Here is a 24,703-nt window from a genome sequence, read left to right as displayed (position 1 = left end):
CAGCCTAGCCAAGTTGGCTTACTGCAGGAGGCTGAGCACCGCCTGCGGCAGCTGGTTGGCCTGGGACAGAATCGCAGTACCGGCCTGTTGCAGGATCTGGTTCTTGGTCAGGTTCGCAGTTTCTGCTGCGAAGTCCGTATCCTGAATCCGACCACGTGCAGCCGAAACGTTCTCTGCGATGTTCTGCAGGTTACCAATGGTGTTCTCGAAGCGGTTCTGCACCGCACCGAGGTCGGCACGCTGCTTGTCGATCGCCGAGATCGCCTGGTCGATGACGATGACCGACTCCTGGGCACCCTGTACGGTGCTGACGTCGATGTTGGTCATCTCCGTTTCGGTGACAGCCGTTGCAGCGGTGTATGCGCCGGTGGTAACGCCGGTCACAGTGCCACTGATGCTCAGGGCGGACAGCGCGTTCTCGGTGCCGTCGGTGTTCTGCCCAGAAATCAGAGTGGTGGCGCCTGTATCGTCGACGAACGCACCCACACCAATGTTGGCATCGTTGATCGCAGTAGCAACCGACTGGCTAACCTGCACTGCAGTTGCGCCGCTGGCGATAGCTACGTCGACCGAGAAATCGGTACCGTTTACGGTGCCGGAAACGGTGATGGTACCCGAAGCGCTGGCCGGGCCAGTGGAAGCAGCGATGGTGCCTTCGTAGTACTTACCTTTCAGCGACGCGGTGCTCATTTCGTCGATTTTCACGCTGATGGTTTCGTTGGCCGCGCTACCTACCTGGAAGGTGGTGGTACCGAAGTTGCCATCGAGCAGTTTCTTGCCACCAAAGGTGGTGGTGTTGGAAATACGGTTCAGCTCTTTCTTGAGCTCGCTCACTTCCGAGTTCAGTGCTTTACGCTCACCGTCGCTGTTCGAGCCGTTGGCCGACTGCAGGGACAGGTCACGCATACGCTGCAGGATGGTGGTCGACTGCTGCAGGGCACCTTCAGCGGTCTGCGCCATGGAGATACCGTCGTTGGAGTTCTTCACCGCAACGTTAAGGCCGTTGACCTGGCTGGTCAGGCGGTTGGCGATTTGCAGGCCAGCCGCATCGTCCTTGGCACTGTTGATGCGCGAACCAGTCGACAGGCGCTGCAGGGAAGTGTTGAGCGCGTTGGACGAAGTGTTCAGGTTGCGCTGAGTGTTCAACGACGCAATGTTGGTGTTTACGGTCAAAGCCATGATGTTTGTCCTCCATCGGACACTAACTGTTTGCCTGGGCTTGCGACTCTGGCCTGCAATGCTCAGGCAACATTGAGTTCGCTTTCATACTCTTTATCGACCTGAATCTGCGAAGCTTTAGGGAGAAGTTGATTTATTTTTGCGCCTCCCTTGACAACCTGGGAGCCTCGATTTATCTACCTCTTCCTGATTAGTGTATCGGCGCTCGTTTCGAATTCTTGAGGCCGACAATAAAATCGCGCCGGCCTCTCGACGCTCAGTCAGGCAACCAGGCTCTTTGCCAGGCGATGAGGTTGTCCCCCTCCAGCATCCAGTCACGCATGACCTGCGAATGCAACGCTTCACCGGCGCGAGCCGTTGCATCCAGATCGGCGACATGCGTTCTTATTGCATCTACCCAGTCCCGATAACGGTTCTTGACCCGGGTAACCGGCAGGTTTCCCTGATAACTGCGTACATCACTGCAGACCACGGCAAATCCGCAAGCCCCGTACTCCAACAGGCGCAGATTGCTCTTGCACTCGTTGAACAGGTTTTCTTCCAGTGGTGCCAAAGCCAGGTCCAGGTTGAGCGCAGCCAATGCTCGCGGGTAGGCCATAATATCGACCCCCTGGTGAATCTCCTTGACGAAGGGCCGCAGCTTCTCTGGGCACATGCCCATGAACACCCAGTCGACTTCATCGGCCAGCGCCAGCACGACATCGGCAATCATTTCCAGGTCGCCGGTGTGACCAATGCCCCCCGCCCAGCCGACTCGGGGTTTACCCGACCTGCTGCGCACGGTGGCGAGTCCTTTCCACCAGGCAGGCGGCAAACAGTTCTCGATCACCCGGATATCGCCATGCAAGCCGCTACAGGCATCTGCCAGAGCTTGAGTCGAGACAACGAAACGGTCGACATAGCCTAAAGCGCGACGCATGGACCTCAGGATGTCCTTGGGCATCTGCGCCCGGTGGACGCTTTTTACCGGCAAATTAGGCAGGTAGTCGTCGAGCTCGTAAACCTTGAGCGCACGCGAGAATGCCTGCATACGGCGCATCGCATCGAAGCGCTCATCGCCGATCTGCTTCTGCAAAATGATCACGTCCGGGTCATAGCGTTCCAGATCCGTTACGTGCATCAGTCCTGGGGACAGCCCGCCATCGATCAAACCGGCCTGTTGCAAGGAGGTAAATGGCTGAATCACTCGATAGTGCCCGGAGCCGTAGTTGTCGGACGGATGGGCCAGCACCGTGGGCACCGGTTTCCATGACGACAGGGGACGCCATGACAACGCCGTATCGGCCAGCTTGAAGCCCCCCGGCTGTGAGAGCGAGAAATTCGGGTTGTAGGCGGGATCGCGGGCCAGCACCGGCAGCCACTTGGCATACAGGGCGTCGTGCTCGGCGGTAGTACCCCGGGTCAGATCTACCGGGTCGAGCATCAACTGCGAGAACGGTGTCCACACGGTCAGATAACCGGCCTGACGGGCTTTCAGGCAGAGGTCAACACCCGCATAGCGCCACGGCATGTTCTCCTCGCTCAGTCCACCCAACTGCAGGAATACGGCCTTGGCAACCAGCAGGCACTCATGCCCAACGGCGCTGCTGTTCTGCACCACCTGTAGGCGTTGCATATAACCCGGTGCATCCAGGGGTTCACCGACATAGGGCCGGCCCACCGGCCCCTCGAGCCCGAGGATCAGGCTGGCCCGAGCGATTTCCCCGTCTGCTGACAGCAACCTGGCACCTACGCAAGCAACTTCCGGACGTTGTGCATGATTGACCAGCTCGTCCAACCAGTCCTCGCTGATCGCAGCCGTTTCGGCCGACAGCAACAACAGATACTCACCATGAGCCTGCTGAGCAGCCTTGTTGAGCAGCGCTTGAGGCGTCAGCGGCTGACTGACGGCAGGCAATACTCGAATGCGCGCTTCGCCGAGGGAAGCCAACGCGCTGAGCCATGAACTGAGCTCCTCGCCCTGCAGATGCTGCTCGATCAACAGCAACTCATAGTTCGGGTAGCGGGTATTTTCGAGAATGCTTTCCACACAACGCTGCAGATGCTCGAGACGCTCCCCAGGGAGAATCAGAAAGGACACCAGCGGAGCTTGCCCATGCCCATAGTCGATCTGGTAGCGGCCAGGCTTGCTAGAGCTGACCACGGCATTCTGATAGCCGCGCTGCTGCAGGTGCAGGGCGATCGCCCGCTGCTCGGTAGCGTTGTCGGCAAGTGCAGGCGCCTCGGTGATCACCAAGGGTTCAGCCACGTGGCCCAGGCCGTCGAGACCGCCTTCATTGATCAGCCTGAGGATCAGCTCCAGCTCAGGGGCCTGTTCGAAGGCAGGGTCGAACCCACCGGCATCCACCACCACGTCTCGACGGAACAGCCAATGCCTGGCCATTCCCGCCGGGAAACTCAATAGATAATCGAGGTTGAAGGCAGGCCGCAACGCGGCTGCCAGTTGCCCGTCCTGGCGGAACATTTCGTCACAGTAGACCGCCCTGCAATCCGGTACGGTCAGCAGCTCCAGCCCCGCCATCATGAGGCCCGAAGGGGTCAGCTCATCGCCCGCACGCAGCAGTAGGCACCAATCGAAAGACAAGCCAGCCAGAAGCTCATTAAGGGGCTTGATCCATTCCTCGGGCCGCACCACAACAACCTGGCAGGATGCCGAATTGGCGATGTTTTCAGCGCTGGTGAGCACCACTGCCTGCAGCTTTTGATAATTATCGTGCGCCCCCTTCAGGGAGGCGAGCGTGCGCGCCAGTGCTTCGTGATCCCCTGGCAGATCAACGATCAGGATACCGAAGTGCGGCGCCGCGCCCTGCCCTTGCAGGCGCTCGTCCACCAGTCTTTTCTGGGCAGCTGTCAAGGCGCGACGTTGCAGCCATGCCTGCATGCTTGGCGGTTGCCGAGTAACCTCAACGTCAACACCCAGGCGCTGCAGCAGGTTCTCCCGGCCCGCCTTCACTGCTGCACTGCCCGCGTCGGCGTGACGCCGGTACATCTCCATATACAACGCCGGATAGTCCTTTAACGCCTGCTGAGAACGTCGCTCGGCAGACGAGTCGTCAGCACGCATGCGCACCTGCACGGTTTCCTGCTGCAGATGGTGGAACGGCAGCCGAGCGGCGAGCCGCATCAGAAAATCCCAGTCTTCCAGGCCTGACAAGGTTTCATCGAACCCGCCAACCTCCAGCGCAGCAGAACGCGGCCAGGCAAAGGTATTGATCGGGATGTAGTTGTCGACAAGCAGACGTTCGCGTGAGTACGTCCCATGGGGATAACGCTGCTCTTGATTGACAATGTGGCGTACCCCGTTCTCAACGCGCTCTGCAATGAACAGGGCATCGCTGTAAACCACTTCCCCCGGGTGTTCCTGAAGCGCATTGGCGAGGGCTTGCAGGTGAGCCGGTAGAAAGATGTCGTCGTCGTCGAGGTAAACCAGGTACTGACCACGGGCCAGACGATGCGCTGCATTTCGCGCCGCCGCGGGCCCAGCATTGCGCCCCTGACGCAGGTAGGTAATACAGAAGGGGTACCGCTCCAGAAGCGATTCGACCCCCTCTCCATGGTCATTGACCAGAATGACCTCGAAATCCTGAAGGGTCTGAGCACCGACGCTGTCCAGGGCGAAGCGCAGCAGTTCGCGCCGGTTGTAGGTGGTCATGATGATCGAGAACAGGTACTGCGATGGCGCCATGGACAGTTCGCCCTTGGCCATCAGCGCGGTATGGATCGCATCGATTCTACGTTGATAGAACGCCGTCGTTTCAGAGGGGTACGCGTTTACCCGCTGCTGATACAGTGCCCAAATGGCATCGCCATTAGCGATCATACGCCTGCGGGTGGGGGCATCGGCGAGGTTCATTTCCAGAATCTCGGTGTGCTCGCGCAGCGGGCGCTCGCTGCCGTAGAAGGTGTTCGATATCTGTCCGGAATGGATGCGGTAACCAACACTCGCCTGGCGCAGAAAAACGAAATCGGGGAAGGTGCGCGCCAGACGAATCCACAATTCCCAATCGCCGGCCAACAGATCGTGACGGTGGATTCCCCCTTCGGGCAATTCGATATGAGGCAGTGCGCTGCGTCGCAGGATCGCGGCCGAGGGCGTGATGTAACTGTCGAACGTCAGAAGGTCCGCCACCTCGTCACGCCCGCCGGAATAGGACTGCTTGCGGTGCCCCGGATGGTCGGCAAAGCGAATGAATTTACCGTTCTCATCGATCCAGTTGCACTGGGCATAACCCAGAGCCGCACTTGGGCAAGCATTCATCGCCGCCACGAGAGATGCCAGGTGGCCAGGATAGATAACATCATCGGAGCCCAGCACGACCAGGTACTTGCCACCGCCTGATTGAACGCAGCGATTGTAGTTACCGGCCATTCCCAAGTTGACCGGGTTGACCTGAAAACTGAAGCGTGGGTCGCCAATGTATCCCTTCAATACCTCGACACTGTCATCAGTGGAGCGATCATCGAAGACCAGCAACTCGAGGCTTACGCCTTCCTGAGACAGCACCGACTCGATCGTCTGCGCAAGATACGAAGCATTGTTGTAGGACATGATCGTAACGGTGACATCAACATCGTAGCGAATGTCAGCCGGGCCACGTCGTGAGGCCTTCAGCCTGTTAAGGCTCGCCAATCCATCGAGCAAACGCTCGAGTGGCGGAACGTTAGAACTGACAGAGCTCATGCCGAAGGTCCTTGTAACGCCTTTTTGAATTCATCGTAATCCCTGAAATAGTCATCTTCGTCATAGAACTGCGAAGCCATGACCATACAAACGGACCCGCTGGAGAAGTTGTCGATTTCGCGCCAGATCATGGGCGGAATGTAGAGGCCGTAGTAGGAGCGGTTCATGTGATATTTGAAGCGGGTACGACCATCGTCCAGCAAGATATCGAAACTGCCAGACATGGCGATCAGCAACTGGTGCAGGCCCTTGTGCGCATGGCCGCCGCGATGGGAACCACCCGGCACGTCGTAGAGGTAGTAAACACGCTTGATGTCGAACGGAATATGCCGGCCGCCCTCGACGAAAGTCAGGTTGCCGCGCGGGTCTTCGATCTTTGGCAGATCAATGATCTTGCAATCTTTTAGCGACATGGGCCCTCTCTAATTTCGTCAGGCGGAAAATCGTTGCACGCATCGATCACAGCAGCCACGTAGTCCTCCGGCATCCCGGGATACAGAGGCAGGCTCAGCACTTGGGCGGCCATGCCTTCCGCTACCGGCAGTGATAGGTTGGAGAGCTCGGAATAAGCAGCCTGTCGATGGATCGGCACGGGGTAATGAATCAGGGTAGGAATACCACGACGCTGCAAATGCGCTTGTAGGTCATGCCGTTGCGCGCAACTCACCACAAACAGATGCCAGACATGGCTGAGCGGCAATGAAGGTTGGCTCGGCAGGGTGATCGCCGGATTCGATATGCCCTGCAGGTAGCGATCTGCAATGGCCCGCCTCTGCTCAGCGTCTTCACCCAGTCTGCTTAGCCTGACTCGCAGCAATGCCGCCTGCAGCTCGTCCAGGCGCGAGTTCACGCCTTTCACGTCATGAATGTACTTCTCGGAGGAGCCATAGCTGCGCAGCTTGCGTACCTGCTCAGCAAGCACACCATCATTGGTGGCGACCGCACCACCATCGCCAAGCGCACCCAGGTTCTTCACCGGAAAGAAACTGAATCCTGCGGCATCGCCCAACGAACCCGCCACGCGGCCGTGCTCGTCGCGTGCGCCATGGGCCTGCGCAGAATCCTCGATCAGCAACAGATCGTGGCATTGCGTCACCTGCCGCAAGCCAGACATATCAGCCAGTCGCCCATAAAGATGAACGGCGATCACCGCCCCTGTTCGGGGAGTGATCGCGGCCTCGACGGCGGCAACCGAAATGGCAAAGTCGCTCTCCTGAGGTTCGACCAGCACCGGAACCAGACCTGCCTCGCTAACGGCCAATGCCGTGGCGATAAAGGTGTTGCCTGGCAGTATCACCTCCGCGCCCGGAGCAAGACGCCCAAGCTGGCGATAGGCGCGCAGGATCAACGTGAGGGCATCCAGACCATTGCCGACTCCGACCACATGATCAACGCCGCACAATTGCGCGAACTCGTGCTCGAACGCCTCTACCTCGGGTCCCAGCACATACCACCCCGAATGTAGAACACGGGCGAATGCCGCATTCAGGGCAGGCTCATCGCGCGCCATGAGCGCTTTCAGGTCAAGAAACGGGCGCATGGCGATCATCCAGATAACGTACGACTCGTGCGGGGCTGCCGACGACCAGCGCATGGGCAGGCACATCTCGGGTGACCACGGAGCCGGCGCCGACCATCGCCCCAGCACCAATGGTCAAGCCGGGCAAGATTACCGCGGCGGCGCCGATCGAGGCACCGGCCTCGATTTGGGTCGGCAGGAAACGCTCGGGCCGTTGCCGCGAACGAGGAAAGAGGTCATTGGTGAAGGTCACGTTCGGACCGATGAACACATCGTCCCCGACCCGCAGACCGTCCCATAGATAAACACCGCATTTCACCGTAACGCGATCACCCAGCACGACATCATTTTCAATGAAGCAATGGGCGTTGATATTGCAGTCACGACCGATGACGGCATCGGCCAGAACCACCACGAACTGCCATATCCGCGTGCCATCGCCTATCCGGCAACTCTGGATATCCGCGAGAGGATGAAGGGTGGTCATGCCATCAGCCCCTTGAGCACGTCCAGTACACGGCGCCCGGCAGCGCCATCGAGCCGGTGGAAGAAATGCCTGATGGCAGCGGTGCGGCTCAGCAGCAGGGGATCCTCGTCTCGCCGTAATTGATCCAGAAAGACGGCGACCTGCTCGACATCCGCAGCGCTCTGATACTGACGCACCACTGCGGCACCTTCTTCGTTGAGGCCTAGGCCATGGGGGTTTTTCAGGTAAAGAACCGGTTTGCCGGTCGCCAGGTACTCCATAAGGAAAGACCCGGCATCGCTCATCATCGCCGAACTGGCGGCGAAGGCATGGCGGTGGTCGGAGCGCTCATCGATGATCACACCGGACGCTCTCAACTGCACCTTGAGATCCGCTATCTCCTGCTCCTTGAGAATGTTCAGGTTGATCAGTTTTTTCCATAGCAGCGGATGGGGGCGCAACAGCAGCACGAGATCCGGACGAGCGGCGAACGCGTCGAGGATGCCTGCCGCCAGCTGATCGAAAGTCGACCACAGGTCACCATCGAATGAAAAGTGCGCGTTCCACAGCACGGCCTTGCGCTCGCCGATTGCCTCCAGCAACGCTGGGTCCGCCCGAAACTGCGCGATATCGACCAGCCCATCCATACGCGGATGCCCGGTGACATGGACATGGCCGGCACCCGTCGGGCAATGGCGGGCAAACATCTCACGAACACTCTGCGACCTTACAAAAACGGCATCCGCATGAGCGGTGACGGGCTGGCCGTACTGATAGACGTAGTTCTGCTCGCCGCCCCCCACTTCCAGACCATAGGGGATGTACGCGGTAAGCCCCACGCGCTGGCGCAGCTCGGCAAATTTATAGGCGGGCGGTCTGGTCTCATCATAAGGCGAGGTGTACAGCACGGCGTCAATCTGCTCGCCTTCAAGCGCATGGGAATCCCACGGCACGAACGGCACGCCAAGCGCGCGCAGATGCGCCTCGGCCTGGTCGCGCTGCCACTGGTAATCGCGATGGATGAATGGCAGCAATATCACCGAGACGTCGACTGAGTCGTCAGCACGAGCGGCCTCCCAGACGGATCGCACATTGGCCCAGGATTCAGGCAGCTGATAAAGGATGACCAGATGTTTTTTGGCGGTATTGATCGAGTCGTTATGCATAGTTATCTCTATCGAGCCATCCATCTGCAAGAACCTGGCGCGCCATGTCAAGGTCGGCGATCGTGTCGATATCGAATGCCTTGATCTCGGCGGCGCGCATGGGCAGAGAACCTTCAAGCGCCTGGTAGACGTAGATGGGTTTGTCGACCACCACCGCCGGATCGATGACGGCAATGCCGGTCCACTCCCAGGCATGCTCTGGCGCCCGCGTGAACGCGGTGACGCACGCGCCGGCTTCGTCGAGGAGCACGCGAACGCCATCGCTGGTCGTGTAACGGGAAATACCGATCAGCTGCGTACATTCGCTGGCTGCCAACATGAAGGCGTTGAAAGACGCTGGCTCGACGACGGTATCGGCATCAATGACCAGAAATCGCTCCTGCAAATGCCGCGATACACGATGGATACTCTGTAGCGTGTTGGTCCTCGCGTAGTCCGGGTTGCGAACGATGATCAGGTCGTTACGCAAGGACATTGCATGGCGGATGACCTCGGTTTCTTCAAAGCCGACAACCAGCCATATATTCTCCGCCCAACTCAGACGCTCGAGGTGATAATCGAGTAGCGTGCGCCCTGCTATTTCGACCAGGCACTTGGGCTTGTTCAAGCCGAGCCTAGAGCCAATCCCGGCGGCGCTGATTACAACGTGTTTAATAGGCGACACAACGCACCTCCGTCGTTTACGACAAAGTCACTCAACTTCACCAAAAGGTGATTCGGGCTGTGGGCGCCGCCAAAGGCGATACGCCAGTCTGCCATTTCGAACATCGGCACATCGTTCATGCCATCGCCGACGGCGATGATACGGTCGAAGCGATCCCGTAGGCCAAGGACAGCATCGCCCTTGTGCAAGATATGCTCGATCCCTTCGATGCGCGGCCCGTTCATCTGCGCTATCGATGTGAAGCTCTGAATACCCAGGCGATCAAGTACGGGTTTAACCCACACATCGAGGTTGCCTGTTACAACGAAGCACTGATCAGGTCGGCTGGCGATGAACTTGATCATGTCAGCATTGAATTCGACTTGTTTCAGAAGCGCCGAGTGGATCCAGTCGATATTCGCATCACGCAGCAGGCGAACGCGCAGCTTGAAGGATTTTTCGAACGGTAGAATTCCATTTATGGTGGCTTCGGTCAGTACCGATATCTCATCCTCCAAACCGACGGACGATGCGATCAATGGCAGCAGCTCCTGCTGGGTTAAGGTGCCATCGAGATCGAAGCAATAGGCGGTGGCCATAGCGCTCAACTCTTTTGAAAGATGAAATAGTGCTGCCGAGTTTCCGTTCTTTTTTCCAGATCAGCGGAAAACAGGCACCCTGACACCTGGATACGCAAGGCCGGCAACAGCCCCGCCTGCGCCAGCAATCCTTCCAACTCTGCAACGGTGCGGTAGATGGCCGAATACTCGTACCTGAGCTCTTGCGAATAGAATCGGTCAAGTGTCAGGCGCTCTTGAACGCCCACGGGTTCGCGCAGGTAGATTTTTCCAGCGGGCGCACATAACTCGCAGGCGGAACGCAATACCTTTATACAGTCATCGTCATTGAGGTAAATCAGCAGCCCCGAAATGATGACAAGATCAAAGGGCGGCCTGATCAGCAACTCGTCTGGCTGGATATTGATTGCAGACATGGTCTGGAAGCGCAACGAGCTATCACCCCGTTGCAAGGCTTCCTGTCGGGCTTTTTGAATCAGTGCCTCCGAAAAATCGATACCGAGGTAATCGATGCCCGGGACGGTCTGATTGAGAAACCAGCCCCAGCGCCCAACGCCACACCCGACATCAAGAGCCCGGGCTTCAGCGGGCAGCTGTAGTTGTGGTGCCAGCACGGCCTTTTCCGCCTGATCGCGCTGCATGACCAGCTCGGGGTCATTGTCCTGATACATCGTGGTACTCAGAGCACTAGCATATTCTCGCCGGCCTCTCTCTTCGAAAAAGGCCTGTGTTGCCTCGTAGTCGATAGGAACATTGGTTCCCTTTATCCGGCCTTGAGTGCTCATTTGTTCTCCACAGGGGCATAGTAGGCGAGACGCGCCATGGGCGATCAACTCTGCGTCAATCTTCCGACATTCAGAGCCAATCAAGCAAAATATTAGCCAACTGGGGAGAAGCTGCTACTGAGTACCACATGAACCAGCGATATGTGGCACCGGCAGCCGATGGATCAAAGCTTGTTGAACAAATTCAGACCACTAATTTTCACGTAGCTCTGCTGCGCCGCTTCGAGAATCAGTGTCTGGAAAGACAGGCGCGAGAGCGCCTCGGGATAATCCAGCTCACGCAATTCCGCTTGCACCGACTTGTTAGCGAGAGCGGTATCTTCGTTGCTGGTCAGCGTACTCTCGATAATGTTTCGCCGCGCGCCAATGTCGCCACGGGTGCCGTCGACCGTAACGCTGGCATGTGACAGGTTGGTCATCGCCTGTGCAACGGCATCGCGGACCTGAAGGTTACCCTCCGGCGTTGCTGGTGATTCTTCGAGTGATCTACGCAGATTGGCGATGGTATCGAGCGCACCCTGCTTCTGTCGGTTGGGGTCGGAAGTGACGGTCACCGTATCGCCTGTAGCGGGAGCTCCATCGAAGTTGATCACCACGCCGCGAAATACCAATTTGTCGCTGGCGTCGGGTTTGTCGTCCATAGCGCCGGTGGCCAGTGCCGGCGTAGTGGTTCCAGCTGCAAACACCTCGTAGCTGTTGGCATCGGGATTACCGAAGACGACATCAACGCCACCATCCGGAAACCGAGGTGTACCGCTGAATGCCACTTCATCCTGAACCAGCGGCGTGGAGGCACGCAGGGTAGACCCAGGCTGGGCGGCAACGACCGCATCCAGGCGACCGGCATTGATAACGTCCTGAAATACCTTCTTGCCGTTGTCGCTGATCGGCACGCTGAGCGAGCTGGCAATTTCCAGCTTTCGCTGCCCTTCATCACCCTGATAGCTGTAAGTGCCATCGGCATTGCGAACGAAAGGCTCGGCTTTGCCTTGAAACCCTGAGAAAAGATATTCACCGCGGGCATTCTTGGTATTCATGAGGCCGAGCAGCTCGTCTTCACGCTCACGCAATTCCGCGGCGATAGCTTTGCGCTGCTCTGGAGCCAGTGCGCCGTTACCCGCTTCGACGGCAAGCTCCTGCACCCGGATAAGTACGGTATTTACCGACTGCAAAACGCTTTCCTCCTGAACGAGGCTGTTATCTGCCGCATTCAGGTTTTCCTTATGTTGGGTCAGCACATTCTGCTGCTGCTCGAGCTGCAGCAGGCGCACCGATGCAACCGGGTCATCCGCAGGCGTGAGAATTCGATTGCCAGTACTGATCTGCTCCTGGGTGCGGATGGCATTGGCGTAGTTGCGCTGCAGGCCTTGAACGCCGTTGTTGAACGCCTGAAGAGTGGAAATACGCATAACTGCCTCGCCTTGTCTGGCGGCCCGGGGCTCTACCGGTACCGCACCCCTTTGGGGATTTCTACCATCTAGCCATTGCTGATGGTCAGAACGGAATGATCGTTAACTCGTCTATCTGATATGGCTATGCATCGCGCTGGGTGCACTCGCTTCATCAAGCTAAATGCCCCTATCGGAATGCTCCGATCAGGGTATCGAACAAAGAGCGCGCAACTTGAATCACCTGAGCAGAGGCGTTGTAGTACTGCTCGAACTTGATCAGGTTAGCAGCCTCCTCATCGAGGTTGACCGCTGAGAGTGAATCACGGTTGTCCTGAGCTTGCTTGAGGATAGCACCGGTCGCTTCGTTGTCCTGACGAGCCTGAGCGGTCAGGGTGCCGACTCGCTCGATCAGGTCCCCGTAACTGTCGGTAAAGCTGGCACCGGTGGTGATTCCGGTGACACTGGGATCGACCCCCACTACCTGCTTGTTCTGCAAACCAACCAGTGCCAGGGCGTTGCGGTTATCGGAAACGCCGTTTTGGTTGAAGCCGATGTTGAAGCTATCACCATTTTCCGGGCGACCACTGAGACTCATGTTGACGCTGGTGCCGTCTGCCATGGTCAGCTGGAAGTTATTTTGCTGCCCCGGCGTGAAAAGAGGAGTCGGCGCGGGCGTGATCGGCTGCCCTTTATTGTCGACGCGGGTCAAAGTCGCACCTGCAGGCAGGCCCGTGAAATCTCCACCAGCAGAGTCGTAGGTAAGCGTGAGCGGCGGGAAAGCAGCCTGCAGAGCTGCCGGATCGATGTTGCTGCCGTTGGACTGCAGTGTCGGCTGGCTGATAACGCCATTGCCGCGATTTTGCAGGTTGGCCTCGGCGCGAACTGGCGCGGCAAAAGCCAACTGATCTGCCTGATCTAATACGGTGGAAATGGTCGAGGCACCAATACGCGTCGGCTGCAGTGCAAAAAAGTCACCAGCGGCAGGCGCCGGTGTACCCACTACTACTTGGAAGCCCTGATCGCGCCCTGCGCTATCCTGAAAACTCAGCGTGCCAGCCGGGTTCTGAGTCACGGTCATCGGCTGGTTGTCGCTCAAACGGCGCGCCGAGTAGTTGGTACCATCGAACTCCAGGCGATAGTCGCTGGTAGTCAGTACCGAACTGTTGGTGATATTCAGCACGGGCGAGGCGTTACTACTATTGGTCGACGCAGGCAGCACGCGCAGACGTGCCAGCGCCTCCTCGTTAAAGTCACCAAAGAGCTTGGTACCGACTTGCCCTTTCAGATCCAGGCCCTGCCCCAACTGACTGTTGACCTGATCACTGATCGACAGTGCAAGACGACCCAGAGAGTTGAACGTCTTGTCCAGGACGTCTTCGCGATAACGCAAAATGCCGCCCAGCTCACCACCGGTCACCTGGTTGGTGATGGTCTGGCGGGCAGAGCCGACTATGAACTGGATCTCGGAGCGATTCGGATCGTTGGTACCGGGTACCACTTCCAGGCGAGCGGCATTGCTGCCGATCACCAACGGCTGGCCCGAGCCGATGAAAACGTTCTGAGTACCGTCGTTCTGCGCAACAACGTTGACGCCGACGAAGGTTGCCAGCTGACGCACCGTCTCCTCACGCGCATCCAACAGGTCGTTTGGCTGACTGCCATTGGATTGAGCGATCGCGATCGACTCGTTGAGGCTGGCAATCGAGCCAGCCAGCCGGTTGATCTGCTCAGTAACAGCGCCCATCTGCTTGTTGGCAAAACTGTTCTGCTCACTCAGGCGATCATAGACAGTATTGAACCGCCGGCTCAGCCCTTCAGCCTCGGAAAGCACCAGTTGCCGCGCTGGCAAGTTGGACGGATCCTCGGCGGCCGTCTGCATCGCCGAGAAGAACTTCTGCAGGGAAGGCGTGACGCCCGTGGTCGTGCCGGCCAGCAAAGAGTCGAGCTGGTCGATCTGACTTTTGTACGCTTTCACGTCGCTGTTCAGCGAGGTGCTACTGCGCAGCTGGGTGGTCATGAACTCACTGTAACTGCGACGGATGTCCACCAACGTGGTTCCGCTGCCGATGTAACCCGCACCACTGAACTGTGGCGTACGCGTCGCCTGGATGGTGTCCTGCCGCGAGAACCCGGGGGTGTTGATATTGGTGATGTTATGTCCGGTCACCGACAGCGAAGTCTTGTTCGCCGCCAAACCCGACAGACCTATGTTCAGTAAGTCAGCCATGTTTCATCATCCCTTGTTCGAGGGCGCGCCGTTGGCCGCGATCATCTGGTAGGTCGACAGCTTGCGAGCGATCTGCGACACCTTGCGGGCGTACTGCGGGTCGGTGGCATAGCCGGCTTTCTGTAGTTCGCGAGCGAACTGCTCAGGATTGGCGGTCGAGCTCAGCGCCTTTTCGTAACGCCCGTTGCTCTGCAGGAAACTCACGTAATCATCGAAACTGTGCGCAAAGGATTCATAGGAGCGGAACGAGGCAGCTTCCTTAACCGGATTGCCGCTCTGGTATTCGGTGGTCATCACCCGAGCGGAATCACCACTCCAGGTGTTGTGGGTTTTGATGCCGAACAGGTTATGGCTGCTGCTGCCATCGCCCTGCTTGATGATCGACTTGCCCCAACCGGTTTCCAGCGCCGCCTGTGCGACCAGATAGGTCGGATCGACGCCCAGCTTGGCAGCCGCTTTTTCGGCCATTGGCAACATGGTTTCCATGAATTCCTTGGCCGATTTGAACGATGTGCGGCTGGCGATCTCTTCGCTGCCGTTGATATTCAGACTGCGCTCGGCGGGCGCGGCATAAGCCTTGGCTGGCAACCAGTCGCCCTTGGCTAATGGCTTGCCAACGGCTTCACCGGCCGGTGTATTGGCTACGGTAGTCGCCGTGGCGGCTTCGGCGCCCGGTACGATGCCGGCCTGGATACCCTGGGCCAACTTGCCAGGCAATGACAGACGGCGCTGATTGATCAGCGTCATGTCGTTGCGCTCAGGATCTACAGCGGCGGCGATCTTCTCGACTCGCGCTGGTGCAACATCGGCAGCCGCCTCGCCACGTGCCAGCGGCTTGCTTGGCGCAGCCGGAACGGGCGCGTCGACCTGGGCAAACGGGTTGGGCCGCTCGCTGACGTTCTTCATCTTCGACATCTGCCGCGCCATCACGTCGGCCAGGCCGATGCCGTTCTTGTTACCAGCCATGGTCACCGACAACTGCTGGTCGTACATATCCTGGTAGGTCTTGGCCTCGTTGCTGTTCATGAAGTTGCCTTCACCGAACACCTCGTTAGCCGAACGCATGGTCTTGAGCATTTCGTTGAGGAACAGCGACTCGAACTCCTTCGCAACCTTGCGAATGTTCTCCTCATTGTCGCCACCCACCTTGAATTGGTTGAGGCGATTGAGATCGGTGTAGGCACCGCTATCAACGGTGCTGGTGCCGGCGGCCGAGAGTCGAGTATCCATATCGCGTGTCCTTTAAATCACGATCAGGTCAGCCTGCAGAGCGCCGGCTTGCTTGAGCGCCTCCAGGATGGCCATCAGGTCGGAAGGCGAAGCGCCTACCTGGTTCACCGCCCGCACGATCTCGTCGAGGGTGGTACCGGGGCCGAACTTGAACATCGGTTTCTTTTCTTCGTCTGCGCCAACGCGTGAGCGCGGCACCACGGCGGTCTCGCCACCGGACAGCGCGCCCGGCTGGCTGACGATCGGGTCTTCGGTAATGGTCACCGTCAAGCTGCCATGGGTGACAGCCGCAGGCTGCACGCGCACGTTCTGACCAATGACGATGGTGCCGGTACGCGAGTTGATAATGACCTTGGCCACCGCCTGCCCAACGTCTACTTCAAGATTCTCGAGGATTGACAGGTAGTCGACACGCTGGCTCGGGTCGAGCGGCGCGCTGACGCGAACCGAACCACCATCGAGCGCCTGAGCGACACCTGGGCCAAGCAGTTCGTTGATGTGATCGACAATGTTCTTGGCGGTGGTGAAGTCAGGACGATTGAGGTTCAACGTCAGCGTATTGCCTTGATCGAAGCCGCTCGGCACCGGGCGCTCGACCGTCGCACCTCCGGGAATACGCCCGGCCGACGGAACGTTGACGGTAATGCGCGAGCCATCGGCGCCGCTGGCATCGAAGCCGCCCACTACCAGGTTGCCCTGAGCGATTGCATAGGTGTTGCCGTCGATACCTTTGAGCGGCGTCATCAGCAAGCTGCCGCCACGCAGACTCTTGGCGTTACCGATAGAGGAAATGGTGATATCGATGGTTTGGCCCGGCTTGGCGAACGGAGGCAAGTCAGCATGGATAGACACCGCTGCAACGTTCTTGAGCTGCACGTTGCCACCCTCCGGCACCTTGATGCCGAACTGCGCCATCATGTTGTTGAAGGTCTGCACGGTGAAAGGCGTTTGGGTGGTCTGGTCGCCGCTGCCATTGAGGCCCACGACCAAGCCATAACCGATCAACTGGTTACTGCGCACGCCTTGAATGCTGGCCAGATCTTTGAGCCGCTCGGCTTGAGCGGTCGAGGCCAGCAGCAGCGCTGCAACGGTGATGATCCATTTACGCATGATCATGAGCCTCAGAACGGCCACAGCGGGCTGACGAAGAAGCGATCCAGCCAACCTGGTTGGCTGGCATCGGCAAAGGCGCCAGTACCGGAATAAGTAATGCGTGCGTCAGCGATTCGGGTCGAGGCCACAGTGTTGTCACGCGCCACATCATCAGAGCGGACCAGTCCAGCAATACGCACCAGCTCGTCACCCGTATTGAGGGTCATCCACTTTTCGCCACGCACCACCAGCAGGCCATTGGGTAGCACTTCAGCCACGGTCACGGTGATCGAACCGGTCAGGCTGTTGCTCTGCCCCGCCTGCCCGGAACCGTTGGTATCACGCTGGGCGCCGTACTGGGCACTAAGCCCGAGGTTCTCGGCCTTCAGCGGGTTGAGGCTGGAGCTTGGGTTGTCGATGGATACGCCGCCACCGAACAGCGATGTCAGACCGATATTGGCGTTGCTGTCCTTGGACATCTGCGAGCTGGCGTTCTTGCTGGCCTGCATACGTTCGCTAAGGCTGATGGTGATCACATCACCGACGCGGAAAGCCTTACGGTCGCCGTACAGGTTGTTCTCGAAGCCCGACTGGAAGATCGAGCCATTGTTCTGCGCAGCCGGCAGCGGTGTACGCGGCAGCACAGGCGCGTAGTACGGGTCGTTGGGCTTGGCGACCGGCGCCACACAGCCGCTCAGCACTACGCTGCCGAGAATCGAGAACATACACACCAAGCGGTTCATAACCACTACCTCACAGCGTTCAGGCGTATCGAGGGGCGAGCTGCTGCCCTACCCCGGGGTCTTAAAGGTTCTGGGTAACGAAGGACAGCATCTGGTCAGCAGTGGAGATGACCTTGGAGTTCATCTCGTAAGCACGCTGGGTGGTGATCATGTTGACCATTTCCTCAACCACGCTGACGTTGGAGTTCTCCAGGGTGTTCTGCAACGTCGTACCCAGGCCGTTGAGGCCGGGTGTACCGACTTGCGGTGCACCACTGGAAGCAGTCTCCAGGAACAGGTTGTTGCCGATCGCTTCCAGCCCCGCCGGGTTGATGAAGTCGGCGATCTGCAGGTTGCCGACGACCTGTGGTTGCGGGTTACCGGTAGTGGTGACCGACGCGGTACCGTCCTCACCAACGGTAAAGGTACGCACCTCTGGTGGCAGCACGATGGCAGGCTCCAGCGCAAACCCCTGGGACGTGACCACCTGACCATTAGAGTTCAGGTGGAAGCTGCCATCACGGGTGTAGGAAACCGTGCCATCGGGCATCAGCACCTGGAAGAAACCACGCCCATTGACGGCCATGTCCATCGGTTGCTCGGTGGTCTGCAGGCTGCCAGCGGTGAAGATCTTTTGCGTACCGTTGATACGCACACCAGTACCCAGCTGCAGACCGGACGGCAGTTGGCTGTCCTGGCTGGACTGGCCGCCTGGCTGACGACGGATCTGGTACAGCAGGTCCTCGAACTCGGCGCGGTCGCGCTTGAAGCCCGTAGTGGACACGTTGGCCAGGTTGTTGGAAATAGTCGTCAGGTTCATGTCCTGAGCTGACAGGCCCGTCTTGGCCACCCAAAGTGCCGGAAGCATAGCGTTCTCCTCGGGTGCCGGATTCATGGCACCGCGTGTTGGTTATCAGCTCATCTGCAAGACGCGCGCCATGGCGGTGTCATTATCTTCTGCAGTGCGCATCATCTTGACGGACAGCTCGAATTGCCGGGACAGCGCCAGGATCGAGGTCATTTCCTCGACCGCATTGACGTTGCTGGACTCAAGAAAACCCGAGGTGATCTGCACCGTGGCATCTGCCTCTGGCGGCTGGGGGCCGTTGAAGCGGATCATGCCGTCAGTGCCCTTCTGCATCTGCTTGAGGTCGGGGTTAACCAGGCGCAAGCGGTCGACCTCGGCCAATACGCGAGGCGCCTCGCCAAGGGCACGAATGCTGATGGTGCCGTCCTGACCGATCTCGATCTTCTGCTCCGGCGGCACGGCAATCGGCCCCGCGTTGCCCATCACCGGCATGCCATTGCCGGTGCGCAGCATGCCTAGGGCGTCAACGTTCAGGCTCGCCGTCCGCACGTAGGCTTCGGTGCCATCCGGCGCCTGCACGGCGAGCCAACCCTTGCCACCGACAGCAACGTCCAGATCACGCCCGGTCTCCTGCAGCGTCCCCGGCGTAAAGTCTGTGCCTGGCCGCTCGCTCATAGCGAATACCCGGGAAGGCTGACTCTCACCAAAAATCGGCATCGAACGCGCCTGTTCGAAATCACGGCGAAAACCGGTGGTAGAAATGTTCGCCAGATTGTTGGCGTGGGCACGCTGGGCCAACGTGTTGTTGTGGGCGCCAGTCATGGAGACGTACAGCATCTTGTCCATGTTTTCCTCCGAGGTGGGCAACGTGCCCGCGACTCTGTCTACACATCAAAAGCAATACACATGCCATATTCAATAAATTTTATTAAGTGACTGAATGTAAAGAGTTTTTAAAATAAAAAAGCTCCCTAAGGAGCCTGTATTTTGTCGTTTGGCGAGTTGTTGCCGCTTCCGGCAACAACTCCCTGACGCTATCAACGCAGGTTGATGATGGTCTGCGTGATGGCGCTCTCGGTTTCAATCGTCTTGGCGTTGGCCTGGTAATTACGCTGCGCCACGATCAGGTTGACCAGCTGATCGGAAAGCTCGACGTTGGAGTCTTCCAAGGCGCCGGATTGCAGACTGCCCAACGTGCCGCTCTTCGGCGTGCCTATCACCGGCTCGCCTGATTCGGACGACTGCACCCAGGCCGTTTTGCCAACGGGAGTAAGACCCTGCATGTTGGCGAAGTTGGCAAGAACCAGCTGCCCCTGAATCTTGGTTTGGCCATTGGTATAGCGCGCGAAAAGCTGGCCGGTTTCATCTATTTGCAAGCCGGACAGTTCGCCCGTGGTGTAGCCGTCCTGCACAACCTTGGCGACCGAGAAGGTACTGTTGAACTGGGTAGAGCCGCGGAAATCGAATTTTATCGCTGCACTGGCGGCAGACCCGTTAGCCGACCAGGTCGTACCTTCGGCATTGGTCGGCGCAGCAGGCACCCAGCCATTCATGTTGATGGAACCATCGGGTGCGACCGTCAGCCCAGCGCTCAAATTAGCCGGATCAATGGCCTGCATTTTACCGGATGCATCGAAAGTCACCCCAGCCGATAGCGCCTGGGTGCTGGTCGGATCCAACGGGTTACGCCCGTCGACCAGAATCTTCACGTCCCAGTTATTCGCACCGGTCTTCACGAAATACTGCGTAAAGGAGTGCGCATTACCCTGTGCGTCAAAGATATTGACTGAGGTAGAACGGTTGTAACTGGTCGGATCGGCTGGGTTGAACGTAGCGTTGCCGGCCGCCTCAGCTGCCGCGATTTCGTCCGGACTCGGGTTGGCCGGATCGGCGGCGTTGGCGATCTCCTGGTCATAAGCACTCTTCCAGAGCACCGGCACATTTTCCGTAGAGTTCAGGTTGAACGGCTGGGTGATGGTACTCGTCGAGCGTGGCGCCTGGCTGGCGGTTTCCACTCTCAGGTTGCCGATAATGCCGTTCTGCAGGTTGCCGTTAGCATCCACCCCATAGCCCTGCAGGTTATGCCCGAAGTTGTTGACGATGAAGCCTTCACGGTCGGTACCGAAGTAGCCAGCACGGGTGTAGCTGATATCGCCATTGTTGCTGGTACGAAAAAAGCCACTACCTTGAATTGCCAGATCAAGTGAGTTCTGCGTGTAGTTGATGTTGCCCTGGCTGAACAGCTGGGAAACATCACTGAGCAGCACACCACTGCCGATCGGGTTGGAGCCGCTGCTGAGCATCGACGAGGCGTACAAGTCGGCAAACTCAGCGCGTGACTGTTTGAAGCCAGCGGTGCCGGCGTTAGCGATGTTGTTACCCGTTACGTTTAGGTCACTGGTCGCAGCACGCAGGCCACTAAGACCGATATTGAACGACATGAAAATTCTCCTTGCCGAAAGTCCGGCAGTTACAGCCTGTTAATTACTGACCAATGACCTGCACCTGCGACAACGGCACATTGCCGATCCCCGCCAGGTTGAGCATCAATTCGTTACCACCCAGAGTGACGCTGTCGACATTGGCAGGCAGCAAGGTGTAGAGCCCCTTAGTCTCATTGCCGTAAGTCGCCTGGGCCTCGAACTTGTAGGTGCCGGGCTTCATTACATTTCCGCTTGCGTCTTTACCATCCCAGATAAAGCTCACATTGCCCGCTTGCTGCTCGCCCAGATTGATGCGATTGACCACCGCGCCGGCACTGTCATAAACGTTGACGTAAACGTTACTGCTGCTGGTGGGCAGCACAGCACTGGCCTTGAAGCTTTCGCTGGTATCGACCAGCGCCTTATCGACCGGCACGATCACCTTGCGCCCGACCAGCGAAGACGCCTGCAGTGCTTGCGAGGACTGATAGCCAGACAGGATGGTTTCCATGCTCGAGTTGAGTTTCTCGACGCCTTCCACGGTACTGAACTGCGCCAGCTGCGCGATGAACTCGCCGTTGCCCTGGGGCTCCAGCGGGTTTTGGTTGTTCAGCTGCGCCACCAGCAGATTGAGGAACTGATCCTTGCCCAGTTCCTTGTTCTGCGTAGCGGAATCCTGCTTGACCTGATATTTGTCCAGTACCGAACTGGAGCTGACGCCATCAACAGTGCTCATCTCTCACTCCCTGCTTACTGACCCAGAGTCAGCACGCGCTGCATCATCTGTTTGGCGGTATTCATCATTTCCACGTTGGTCTGGAAGGCACGGCTCGCGGAGATCATGTCCGCCATTTCCTCGACCACGTTGACGTTGGGGTAGTACACATAACCCGCTTCATCCGCTGCCGGATGGTTGGGTTCGTAGCGCGGCATCAGACTGCTCTGATCCTCGACGATCCCCATCACCTGAACACCAGCGCCAGACTGATCTTGATCAGCGAACAGCGAGCCGTTATTGCCGCCCTGCGCATTCTGGAAAACAGTAGCGAACACCGGATGGCGTGCGCGATAGGTCTGGTCGATGCTCGACGAAACCGTTTCGGCGTTGGCAATGTTGCTGGAGATGGTATTGAGGCGAGTACTCTGGGCACTCATACCGGTTCCGGCGATATTAAAAACACTGGTGAGGGACATATCAGGCTCCTTTATTCACCACGCAGGGCACTTACGAGCCCTTTGAATTTACTGTTGAGCAACGTGAAGCTGGTCTGGAAAGCGACCGCATTCTCGGCGTAATTGGCCTGCTCAACCTGGGCATCGACGGTGTTCTGGTCGATAGAGGGCGCAGTGGGCGTGCGATAAGCCAGGGCCGCGTCGCCCATTGGCACGCCTTCTGCTGCAATGTGGCGGCTGTTGGTGGTTTTCAGCCCTGAATTGCCGCTGCCACCACTTTTGGCCGCTTGCTGAGCCAAAACGGACGCGAAATCAAGATCGCGGGCTTTGTAGTTCGGGGTATCGGCGTTGGCCATGTTATTGGCCAACACTTCCGCACGCTGGGCGCGGAAACCCAGTGCTTTCTCGTGAATGCCAAGTGCGCTATCGAAACTGATGCTCATCTCAGGAACCCTTGCCGTAACGGCTCGCCTGTTTTCATGCGAAGTTCACAGCAAGCCACGTGCCAGTTTATTTTTTCACTTATAAATCAGTGAAATGTACGAGATAAGGGATGTTTCACACGGATGGACGGCAAAACTTTTCCGCCGCATGGCAAGGCTAAAGCGGCAATTGAGCGACCGCTTGCCGCTTTTCTGACGCGCGAGTGCCAGAACACTGTCAGCCGCCGCTAGCAAAGCAAAATAAAACGGGAGGCCAAAGCCTCCCGTTTTTCTTGGCGCCGCTGATGAATTACTTGGCCTTGTAGATGATGCCAGGGCTGCACTGCACCATCTGATATTTCTCGGGTAACCCGTTAAGCGCTTCCGAGGCGCCGAGAAACAAGTATCCACCCGGCTTGAGCATGGCGTGGATGCGCGTGAGGATGTCTTTCTTAACCTCAGCGGAGAAGTAGATCAGTACGTTGCGGCAGAACACGATATCGAACTTGCCAAGACTGGCGTAGCTGTCCAGCAAGTTCAGCGGGCGAAACTCAACGCGGCTCTTGATCGCAGGCTTGACAACCCAACGCCCCGGCCCTTTAGGGTCGAAGTAACGCTGCAGGCGCTCCTGAGCCAACCCCCGGCCCATGGCCAAGCTGTCGTACTCGCCGGATTTACAATTATTGAGCATGGTCGGTGACAAGTCGGTTGCCACAATTTGCACACCGGTCTTGAGCTGACCGATATTGCTGCGCTCGAACTCATCAATGCTCATGGACAGCGAATAAGGCTCCTGCCCCGACGAGCAGGCTGCCGACCAGATACGCAGGCGCTGACCGGGGTAGGCCTTGATGAGCTCAGGCAATACACGGTTCTTGAGCACTTCAAACGGATAGGTATCGCGAAACCACAACGTTTCGTTGGTGGTCATAGCATCGACCACCTGCTCGCGTAGCCCGCTACGCGGCTGGCTCTGCATACGCTGCACCAACTCGCCCAACGTCTTTATACCGTTGGTTTCCATCAGTTTGTTCAGCCGGCTGGAGACCAGGTACTGCTTGTTGCTGCCCAGCACGATGCCACAGGCCTTTTCCAGAAAGATCCGGAATTGTTCGAAATCCAAATTACCTGAAGACACTCGTGAGGCCTCGCCCATCTATAAAGTCGAATACGACAAGCGTTCAAAAGAACGCTCATCGGCTTAACTGCTACTACTCGCTAGCGATATCAGGCAATAAACGCCCTGATAATCAACCTGCCTTGACGCGTTCAACCACCCGGGACGCCAAATCATCCGGCCGGAATTTAGCCAGAAAATCGTTGGCCCCCACCTTCTTTACCATCGCCTGGTTGAACACACCCGACAGCGAAGTATGCAGGAGAATGTGCAGTTTCTGCATGCGCGGATCAGAACGGATTGCTGCAGTCAGCGTATAGCCATCCATTTCCGGCATCTCGATATCGGAAATGATCATCAGCAATTCCTGCTCGGGCGACTTTCCTTCATCGACCATCGCACGCAAAAAATCGAGCGCCTGACGACCGTCGTTCAGCGCCGTGACCTCGACACCAACGGTCTGCAGGCAGCGCATCACCTGCTTGCGCGCCACCGAAGAGTCATCAACGATCAACACGTGCTGACTGACAGCCTTACCTTGAACTTCCACGTCGATCACACCTGCCGAAATCACTTCGGAGGTCGGTGCCACTTCGGCCAAAATCTTCTCGACGTCGATGATTTCGACGAGTTTCTCATCCAGCCGGGTAACTGCCGTCAGGTAGTGATCACGGCCCGTGCCCTTGGGTGGTGGATGAATCTCTTCCCAGTTCATGTTGACGATGCGCTCAACCGAACGCACCAGAAAGCCCTGAACCTTAGTATTGTATTCGGTGATGATGACGAAACTACCCTGCAAATCGCCTAACGGGCGCTTTCCAGTGGCCATGGACAGATCCAGGATCGGAATCGTGCCACCGCGAATATTCGCCACGCCACGAACCACAGGGCTCGACTTGGGCATGATGGTGAGTTTCGGACATTGCAACACCTCCTTCACCTTGAAGACGTTGATCCCGTACAGCTGAGGGCCGTCGAGACGAAACAACAGCAGTTCCAGGCGATTTTGCCCAACCAGCTGAGTTCGCTGGTTGACCGAATCCATCACACCGGCCATGTACGGGCTCCCAAGATTCCAGTA

General features: G+C 58.0%; 22 protein-coding genes. All 22 read right to left on the bottom strand.

All coding sequences use genetic code 11. The features are described from left to right. Positions 1-18 precede the first annotated feature (18 nt). Entirely contained in the window at positions 19-1,179 is a 1,161-nt protein-coding gene (locus BUC40_RS07730; protein WP_073264312.1) for a flagellin, read from the bottom strand. Positions 1,180-1,435: 256 nt separating this feature from the next. Beyond that, positions 1,436-5,860, bottom strand: a complete 4,425-nt coding sequence (locus BUC40_RS07725) for a glycosyltransferase (protein WP_083593399.1) — start codon at positions 5,858-5,860, stop codon at positions 1,436-1,438. Next, positions 5,857-6,273 (bottom strand): sugar 3,4-ketoisomerase, encoded by a 417-nt coding sequence (locus BUC40_RS07720; RefSeq protein ID WP_073264310.1) that lies wholly within the window; start codon positions 6,271-6,273, stop codon positions 5,857-5,859. The genes BUC40_RS07725 and BUC40_RS07720 overlap by 4 nt, the downstream gene beginning before the upstream one ends. Next, complete coding sequence (locus BUC40_RS07715) at positions 6,264-7,400, bottom strand: DegT/DnrJ/EryC1/StrS family aminotransferase (RefSeq protein WP_083593396.1); 1,137 nt, start codon at positions 7,398-7,400, stop codon at positions 6,264-6,266. Before BUC40_RS07715 ends, BUC40_RS07720 begins: the two co-directional genes overlap by 10 nt. Continuing rightward, complete coding sequence (locus BUC40_RS07710) at positions 7,384-7,866, bottom strand: acyltransferase (protein ID WP_073264306.1); 483 nt, start codon at positions 7,864-7,866, stop codon at positions 7,384-7,386. The genes BUC40_RS07715 and BUC40_RS07710 overlap by 17 nt, the downstream gene beginning before the upstream one ends. Further along, positions 7,863-9,011: a CDP-glycerol glycerophosphotransferase family protein gene (locus tag BUC40_RS07705; RefSeq protein ID WP_073264304.1), complete on the bottom strand. Its 1,149-nt coding sequence runs from the start codon at positions 9,009-9,011 to the stop codon at positions 7,863-7,865. Before BUC40_RS07705 ends, BUC40_RS07710 begins: the two co-directional genes overlap by 4 nt. After that, positions 9,004-9,675 (bottom strand): phosphocholine cytidylyltransferase family protein, encoded by a 672-nt coding sequence (locus BUC40_RS07700; protein WP_073264302.1) that lies wholly within the window; start codon positions 9,673-9,675, stop codon positions 9,004-9,006. The genes BUC40_RS07705 and BUC40_RS07700 overlap by 8 nt, the downstream gene beginning before the upstream one ends. Further along, entirely contained in the window at positions 9,651-10,253 is a 603-nt protein-coding gene (locus tag BUC40_RS07695; protein ID WP_073264300.1) for an HAD-IB family phosphatase, read from the bottom strand. The genes BUC40_RS07700 and BUC40_RS07695 overlap by 25 nt, the downstream gene beginning before the upstream one ends. 5 nt (positions 10,254-10,258) lie before the next feature. Further along, positions 10,259-11,017 carry a class I SAM-dependent methyltransferase gene (locus BUC40_RS07690; RefSeq protein ID WP_073264299.1) on the bottom strand — a complete coding sequence of 253 codons (759 nt, stop codon included), beginning with the start codon at positions 11,015-11,017 and terminating at the stop codon, positions 10,259-10,261. Between the two features lie 164 nt (positions 11,018-11,181). Next, positions 11,182-12,426 (bottom strand): flagellar hook-associated protein FlgL, encoded by a 1,245-nt coding sequence (flgL, locus tag BUC40_RS07685; RefSeq protein ID WP_073264297.1) that lies wholly within the window; start codon positions 12,424-12,426, stop codon positions 11,182-11,184. Positions 12,427-12,595: 169 nt separating this feature from the next. Continuing rightward, on the bottom strand, positions 12,596-14,635 hold the full coding sequence (flgK, locus tag BUC40_RS07680) for a flagellar hook-associated protein FlgK (RefSeq protein WP_073264295.1): 2,040 nt from the start codon (positions 14,633-14,635) through the stop codon (positions 12,596-12,598). 6 nt (positions 14,636-14,641) lie between these two features. Then, positions 14,642-15,865 carry a flagellar assembly peptidoglycan hydrolase FlgJ gene (gene flgJ / locus BUC40_RS07675; protein WP_073264293.1) on the bottom strand — a complete coding sequence of 408 codons (1,224 nt, stop codon included), beginning with the start codon at positions 15,863-15,865 and terminating at the stop codon, positions 14,642-14,644. Positions 15,866-15,877: 12 nt separating this feature from the next. After that, the gene (locus BUC40_RS07670) at positions 15,878-16,975 is read right to left on the bottom strand and encodes a flagellar basal body P-ring protein FlgI (RefSeq protein ID WP_073265153.1); all 1,098 of its coding nucleotides are present in this window, start codon (positions 16,973-16,975) and stop codon (positions 15,878-15,880) included. Between the two features lie 11 nt (positions 16,976-16,986). Continuing rightward, positions 16,987-17,700, bottom strand: a complete 714-nt coding sequence (gene flgH / locus BUC40_RS07665; protein ID WP_073264291.1) for a flagellar basal body L-ring protein FlgH — start codon at positions 17,698-17,700, stop codon at positions 16,987-16,989. A 61-nt stretch (positions 17,701-17,761) separates the two neighbouring features. Further along, positions 17,762-18,547 (bottom strand): flagellar basal-body rod protein FlgG, encoded by a 786-nt coding sequence (flgG, locus tag BUC40_RS07660; RefSeq protein ID WP_073264289.1) that lies wholly within the window; start codon positions 18,545-18,547, stop codon positions 17,762-17,764. A 45-nt stretch (positions 18,548-18,592) separates the two neighbouring features. Next, positions 18,593-19,333, bottom strand: a complete 741-nt coding sequence (locus tag BUC40_RS07655) for a flagellar basal body rod protein FlgF (protein ID WP_073264287.1) — start codon at positions 19,331-19,333, stop codon at positions 18,593-18,595. Positions 19,334-19,524: 191 nt separating this feature from the next. Then, complete coding sequence (locus tag BUC40_RS07650; RefSeq protein ID WP_073264285.1) at positions 19,525-20,928, bottom strand: flagellar hook protein FlgE; 1,404 nt, start codon at positions 20,926-20,928, stop codon at positions 19,525-19,527. A 43-nt stretch (positions 20,929-20,971) separates the two neighbouring features. Beyond that, positions 20,972-21,646, bottom strand: a complete 675-nt coding sequence (gene flgD / locus BUC40_RS07645) for a flagellar hook assembly protein FlgD (RefSeq protein ID WP_073264283.1) — start codon at positions 21,644-21,646, stop codon at positions 20,972-20,974. Between the two features lie 14 nt (positions 21,647-21,660). Further along, complete coding sequence (gene flgC / locus BUC40_RS07640) at positions 21,661-22,104, bottom strand: flagellar basal body rod protein FlgC (protein ID WP_073264281.1); 444 nt, start codon at positions 22,102-22,104, stop codon at positions 21,661-21,663. A gap of 11 nt (positions 22,105-22,115) precedes the next feature. Beyond that, entirely contained in the window at positions 22,116-22,526 is a 411-nt protein-coding gene (flgB, locus tag BUC40_RS07635) for a flagellar basal body rod protein FlgB (RefSeq protein WP_073264279.1), read from the bottom strand. A 289-nt stretch (positions 22,527-22,815) separates the two neighbouring features. Continuing rightward, entirely contained in the window at positions 22,816-23,643 is an 828-nt protein-coding gene (cheR, locus tag BUC40_RS07630) for a protein-glutamate O-methyltransferase CheR (protein ID WP_073265151.1), read from the bottom strand. A gap of 112 nt (positions 23,644-23,755) precedes the next feature. Continuing rightward, a complete protein-coding gene (locus tag BUC40_RS07625; RefSeq protein ID WP_073264277.1) occupies positions 23,756-24,679 on the bottom strand; it encodes a chemotaxis protein CheV in 924 nt (307 codons plus the stop codon). Positions 24,680-24,703 lie beyond the last annotated feature (24 nt).

This window comes from Phytopseudomonas punonensis, assembly GCF_900142655.1.
Lineage (GTDB): Bacteria > Pseudomonadota > Gammaproteobacteria > Pseudomonadales > Pseudomonadaceae > Aquipseudomonas > Aquipseudomonas punonensis.
The sequence above is the reverse complement of the archived record's forward strand: the minus strand, read 5'-3'. Positions and strand labels throughout refer to the sequence as shown.

What these genes read in the sequence shown, in the direction of transcription:
- BUC40_RS07730 (WP_073264312.1), bottom strand. Translation starts at nt 1,179, where the DNA reads ATGGCTTTGACCGTAAACACCAACATTGCGTCGTTGAACACTCAGCGC.
- BUC40_RS07725 (WP_083593399.1), bottom strand. Translation starts at nt 5,860, where the DNA reads ATGAGCTCTGTCAGTTCTAACGTTCCGCCACTCGAGCGTTTGCTCGAT.
- BUC40_RS07720 (WP_073264310.1), bottom strand. Translation starts at nt 6,273, where the DNA reads ATGTCGCTAAAAGATTGCAAGATCATTGATCTGCCAAAGATCGAAGAC.
- BUC40_RS07715 (WP_083593396.1), bottom strand. Translation starts at nt 7,400, where the DNA reads ATGCGCCCGTTTCTTGACCTGAAAGCGCTCATGGCGCGCGATGAGCCT.
- BUC40_RS07710 (WP_073264306.1), bottom strand. Translation starts at nt 7,866, where the DNA reads ATGACCACCCTTCATCCTCTCGCGGATATCCAGAGTTGCCGGATAGGC.
- BUC40_RS07705 (WP_073264304.1), bottom strand. Translation starts at nt 9,011, where the DNA reads ATGCATAACGACTCGATCAATACCGCCAAAAAACATCTGGTCATCCTT.
- BUC40_RS07695 (WP_073264300.1), bottom strand. Translation starts at nt 10,253, where the DNA reads ATGGCCACCGCCTATTGCTTCGATCTCGATGGCACCTTAACCCAGCAG.
- BUC40_RS07690 (WP_073264299.1), bottom strand. Translation starts at nt 11,017, where the DNA reads ATGAGCACTCAAGGCCGGATAAAGGGAACCAATGTTCCTATCGACTAC.
- flgL (WP_073264297.1), bottom strand. Translation starts at nt 12,426, where the DNA reads ATGCGTATTTCCACTCTTCAGGCGTTCAACAACGGCGTTCAAGGCCTG.
- flgK (WP_073264295.1), bottom strand. Translation starts at nt 14,635, where the DNA reads ATGGCTGACTTACTGAACATAGGTCTGTCGGGTTTGGCGGCGAACAAG.
- flgJ (WP_073264293.1), bottom strand. Translation starts at nt 15,865, where the DNA reads ATGGATACTCGACTCTCGGCCGCCGGCACCAGCACCGTTGATAGCGGT.
- BUC40_RS07670 (WP_073265153.1), bottom strand. Translation starts at nt 16,975, where the DNA reads ATGCGTAAATGGATCATCACCGTTGCAGCGCTGCTGCTGGCCTCGACC.
- flgH (WP_073264291.1), bottom strand. Translation starts at nt 17,700, where the DNA reads ATGAACCGCTTGGTGTGTATGTTCTCGATTCTCGGCAGCGTAGTGCTG.
- flgG (WP_073264289.1), bottom strand. Translation starts at nt 18,547, where the DNA reads ATGCTTCCGGCACTTTGGGTGGCCAAGACGGGCCTGTCAGCTCAGGAC.
- BUC40_RS07655 (WP_073264287.1), bottom strand. Translation starts at nt 19,333, where the DNA reads ATGGACAAGATGCTGTACGTCTCCATGACTGGCGCCCACAACAACACG.
- BUC40_RS07650 (WP_073264285.1), bottom strand. Translation starts at nt 20,928, where the DNA reads ATGTCGTTCAATATCGGTCTTAGTGGCCTGCGTGCTGCGACCAGTGAC.
- flgD (WP_073264283.1), bottom strand. Translation starts at nt 21,646, where the DNA reads ATGAGCACTGTTGATGGCGTCAGCTCCAGTTCGGTACTGGACAAATAT.
- flgC (WP_073264281.1), bottom strand. Translation starts at nt 22,104, where the DNA reads ATGTCCCTCACCAGTGTTTTTAATATCGCCGGAACCGGTATGAGTGCC.
- flgB (WP_073264279.1), bottom strand. Translation starts at nt 22,526, where the DNA reads ATGAGCATCAGTTTCGATAGCGCACTTGGCATTCACGAGAAAGCACTG.
- BUC40_RS07625 (WP_073264277.1), bottom strand. Translation starts at nt 24,679, where the DNA reads ATGGCCGGTGTGATGGATTCGGTCAACCAGCGAACTCAGCTGGTTGGG.